The sequence below is a fragment of the Deltaproteobacteria bacterium genome, assembly GCA_020848905.1.
GTDB lineage: Bacteria > Myxococcota_A > Polyangia.
In genome coordinates, this window is record JADLHG010000022.1 from 1 (window position 1) to 4,572 (window position 4,572).

The 4,572-nt window shown below is 70.8% G+C and carries 3 protein-coding genes; 1 reads left to right on the plus strand and 2 read right to left on the minus strand.

Annotated features, from left to right (window positions below; all coding sequences use genetic code 11):
* Positions 1 to 61: 61 nt before the first annotated feature.
* Complete coding sequence (locus tag IT371_10040) at positions 62 to 3,439, minus strand: AAA family ATPase (protein ID MCC6747987.1); 3,378 nt, start codon at positions 3,437 to 3,439, stop codon at positions 62 to 64.
* A gap of 36 nt (positions 3,440 to 3,475) precedes the next feature.
* Positions 3,476 to 3,661, minus strand: a complete 186-nt coding sequence (locus IT371_10045; protein MCC6747988.1) for a hypothetical protein — start codon at positions 3,659 to 3,661, stop codon at positions 3,476 to 3,478.
* 392 nt (positions 3,662 to 4,053) lie between these two features.
* Here IT371_10045 and IT371_10050 point away from each other — a divergent pair.
* Positions 4,054 to 4,572, plus strand: a 519-nt coding sequence (locus IT371_10050) for a hypothetical protein (protein ID MCC6747989.1), incomplete at its 3' end; no start/stop codon positions are given.

A 4,572-nucleotide genomic window follows, 5' to 3' on the forward strand; every position in this document is an offset into this window, starting at 1 on the left:
GGGAGCGGACACGAGAGGCCGCAGCCGCGTCGGGCCGTTCTCCGGGCCGACTGCTACCGGATCATCGCCCGGTCGCCCGCTGCGCAGCCGCAGACGTGCCGAGGGCGTCGAGCGCGCGGCACAGGCGCTCCATGCCGAGCCGCTGCGCGATGGCGTGTGCCTCGCCGCCTGCGGCCTTCGCCTGCACGCGATCGACACGCGCGCCCCGAGCGAGCAGCATCCGGGCGCGTGCGGCGAGCGTGTGGGCACGCCAGACCGGAGAGGCGAGCGCCTCGCTGCGGACGAGGGAGAGGTCGAGGAGCTCACCGGCGTGCTCGTACTCTCCGAAGGTACAGGCGAGCATGCCGAGGTAGAGCGCCACCGGGCCGTGGCAGTAATGGCCGTTGGCGACGATGACGCACTGCTCGGCACGGGGCTCGAGCAGCGCGAAGAGCGTGCGGGCCCGAGGCTCGTCGCCGATCCGGGCGCAGATCTCGGCGAGCATGGCCATCGCGCACAGCCAGCTCTCGGTGCCGACCACGTCGGTGGCCGCGCGGTCGGCGAAGGGGGCGAAGATGGCGTGCGCCTCCTGCGTACGCCCGGCTTCGAGCAGCGCGAGCATCCATGCCGTCCTCAGGGCGTGCACGTGTGTGAACTGCTGTGCCAGCGGGCCGAGCAGCGGCAGCAGCTCGGTCATGCGACCCTGGTCGTAGCGAATGGCGGCGAGATTGCCGAGCCGCCCGGCGACGAACGCGATCCGCGGAGACTCCGGGCTCGTGAAGGCCTCGTCGAAGAGCGCCTCGGCCTCGCCAAAACGGCCCTCGAGCAGGCAGCACATGCCACGCAGCGATGGCATCACATAGCCCCAGTAGGGGGAGCGGAGCCGTGAGATGAGGGTCTCGATGGTGCCGAGCTCGGCGTCCATCTCGCTGCGTAGCGCGAGCTCGGTGAGTGCGCCGAAGCGTTGCAGGCGTGCCACCAGCTCCATCGTGAGATCACCCGACGCGTGCGCGAGCGCGGCCGCCTCGTTGAGGCCCGCGAGCCGCTCCTCCGGCAGGGTCTGCGGTGAGATGCGCTGCACCGCCGCTCTTGCCGACAGCCAGGTGCTGCGTGACCGCGGATCTCCGAGATCTTGCGCAATCGCGGCGGCCGCCTCGACGAGGCGCGTGGCATCGGCGAGACGTCCCGGAAGATTGGCGAGATTGATGGCGAGGATGCACTGGAGCCCGAGGCGCGCGCGGCCGCCGCCGTCGCCGAGCAGCCGCAGGGCATCCTCTAGCAGGCCGACGGTCTCGGGATCGGCGAGCCCGATGCCCACCTCGGCGAGCCCGGCAGCGGCCAGGGCCAGCGGCCCTGCGCTTCCGGCAGCGCGCGCCACCGCTGCCGCCTCGCGCAGCACCTCATGGCCCCGCTCGTGTCGTCCCGCGCTGTGGCAGGCATAGCCGAGGCATACCATCAGCTCGGCCCTGCGCGCGAGGTCGGGCTCGCTCAGGAGTTCGAGTGCACGCAGGGCCCGTTCGAACTGCTCCGTTGCTTCCTCGTAGGCGAGCGCGTCGCGCGCCAGCTCGCCGGCCTTCTGCGCGTAGTCGACCGCCTTCGTTCCCTCGACGAGCAGCGCCGCCTCGCCGTAGTGCAGCGCCAGCGCAGACACCACCGGCTCGAGATGAGCCGCGTGCAGCGTCTCGAGCGCCTCGCCAACGTGGAGGTGCAGCCGCACGCGTTGCTGAGGCTCGAGCTCCGCGAGGATCACCTGCCGCAGCAGATCGTGCACGAAGACGTAGCTCCCGCCGAAGCCCGCTTCGGCCTCGATCACGCGCGCGGCCGCAGCCTCGGTGAGCGCCGAGAGGAGTGCCTCGCGCGAAAGACCCGGCAGCTTTGCGAGGCCGGCCACCGGGAACTCGCGCCCCCAGACGGCTGCAGCGGCGAGCATCTGCCGGCAGCTCGCCGAGAGCCTCGCGAGGCGCCGGCCCACCACGTGCCGCATCTCGGGCGGCATTCGGTGGGCCTGCCCCACCAGCGCGGCTGCGAGCTGCGCCGGCGTATCGGCGTGCTCGGCCTGCGCCAGGGCGATGATCTGCTTCACGAAGAAGGGGTTTCCCCCGGTTCGCGCATGGATGGCGGCGACGACCTCCGGCGGCGGCAAGAAGCCCGCAAGGCCCTGGAGGAGCCGGCCCACCTCGCTCGCCTCGAGCCCCTGCAGCGGCACGCGGACCAGCACGTCGCGCTCGAGGCAAGTCGCGAGCGCCTCTGCGAGTGGATGCTCGAGCGCGGCCTCCTCCTCCCGAAAGGTCACCAGGATGAGGATGCGCGAACCCGCCATCTCGCCCGCGAGCGCGCCGAGAACGCGCAACGAGGCGCCATCGGCCCAGTGCATGTCCTCGAGCACGATCACCTGCGGCCGCGCGTGCGCCGCTCGCACGAGGAAATGCGAGAGAGCATCGAGCATACGGAACCGCGCCTCGTCGCCGTCGGTAGGCGCGAGCGGCATCTCGACGCCGAACGTCTCGCGAAGCTCGGGCAGCACACGGGCGAGCTCGGCCGCCTCTTCCCGGCCCATCGCGGCGCGCAGCGCCTCCGTGGTTCGCTGCTCCGAGAACGAGCGGAGCACCTGACTCCAGGGCCACAGTGCCGGCGCTCCGGCGCCTTCCCAGGCGCGCGCTCTGTGCACCTCGGCCCCTGCACCGTGCGCGGCCGCGAGAAACTCCTCGGCGAGGCGCGTCTTGCCGGTGCCGGCCGCTCCCGAGACCTGCACCACGCGCCCGCCCCCAGCGAGGGCGCTGCGAAGCGCGGCCTCGAGCAGCGCCAGCTCGCGCGCGCGGCCCAGCAGCGGCGTGTGCCCGGGGGACGCGGGCGCGGAGCGCTCCGCGCGACGCACGCCTGCGGCCTCTTGCTCCGGCTCCTCTTCTTCGACCGGGGCCACGAAGCGAAAGCCCACGCCCCGCACCGTGCGGACCATCCGGCCGCTCGCGCCCGTGTCACCGAGAGCCTCGCGGGCCTTGAGCACGGCCCGCGTGAGAGAGTCCTCGCCGACGGCGATGCCCGGCCAGAGCGCCTCGTGGATCTCGTCTCGCCGCACGACGCGGTGGCGCTCGCGCGCGAGCAGTAGCAGCAGCGCGAGGGGCTTGGGCTCGATCGCGACGGTCACACCGTCCGCGCGCAGCTCGTGAATCGCTTCATCGAGAACGAAACGGCCGAATCGGATGTGGAGCCAGGTCGTGTGCATGGGCATCGCGGAACGCAGGCTGCCGCATCCCGGCCAACCGGCGTCCCAAGGGGCACTTTCCCCGAAGCCTCCTCGGCGTGGATAGGATCTGGAGCATAGGCGACATGTCTGGGGGCGGTACCGCGCGCGCTGCGAGGAGAGCAGCGATTCGCTTCGTTCGCGACAGGCAGCGTTATCGCTTTCTCGGCCGGGCGTTGAGTCGCCGGGCGATCGCGTTAAAGCCGCGCTGGCTGACATGGGCCATGCTGGTTCGCTTGGGGAGGTACTGCCGGATCAGCCCGGTGGCCTTCTCGACGGACTTGTAGGAATGAAACTCGGCCCGTTGTCGGCGGTGATCGTCCAGAACTTCGCTCGGTGCTTTCTCACCAGCTGGACCGTGCTTCGGGCCGCCGCCTCCATGCTGCGCGCTGCGAGCTTGCCGATCAGCAGGTAGCTGGTGGCTCGCTCGACGAGCGTCACGATGCAGTGGTCATTGCGCCTGCACCACGGCGCTTCCCGTCGCGACTCCGCGCGGCGTCCTCACGCACGGCGCCGGCAGCACCAGGCCGAGGTGGTGCACCACCTCCTGCCGCCCACGCACCTCCGCCTACTTACACCCGAGCGAAGGCCCAGATCACCTCGAAATCGATCCGAACCGCGGAATGTTGGGCTGACCGCCGGCCAGGCCCTCGCGCTGGCGGCCGCGCATGCTGCGTGTCGGGCGGTCACCCAAGCATCAGGTGATCGTCCAAGTCGGGCAACCGTCTCCTGGGGTAAAAACGGATCATCGCAGGATCCCGCCGGCTATCGGGGTCAGCGACGAAAGGACCGGGGCTGAGGCCCCTCCATCAACCTGGGAAGAGGAGCAAGCAATGAAGTACATGACTCGATTCGCGATGCTGATGGCGCTGGTCGCGGCACCGGCGGCTCACGGCCTGACCTTCTACGCGCTGGACAACGCCGGGACCACGGTCTACGCCTTCACGAGCCTCGGGGACTTCGCGACCTATTCCACCAATTCGGGTGTGTGGGCGTCGGACGCCGTTTGGCGCAGCGTCGATGTCCTGAATGACGGGACAGTTCGCGCGCTGGACGCCTCCGGGACCACGGCGTACGCCTTCACGGGCCTCGCGGACTGGCAGACCTGGAGCAGCAATTCGGGTACGCAGGCGGCGGACGCCACCTGGAGCAGCGTCGATGTCCTGACTGACGGGACAGTTCGCGCACTGAACTCCGCGGGGACCGCGGTGTACGCCTTCACGGGCCTCACGGACTGGCAGACCTGGGCCACCAATTCGGGCTCGCAGGGGGCGGACGCCACCTGGCGCAGCGTCGATGTCCTGACTAACGGGACGGTTGTCGGCCTGAACTCCGCGGGGACTGCGGCGTAC

Bases quoted from the DNA above. Each gene is read 5' to 3' on its own strand.
- IT371_10040 (MCC6747987.1), bottom strand. From the start codon at position 3,439: ATGTCAGCCAGCGCGGCTTTAACGCGATCGCCCGGCGACTCAACGCCC.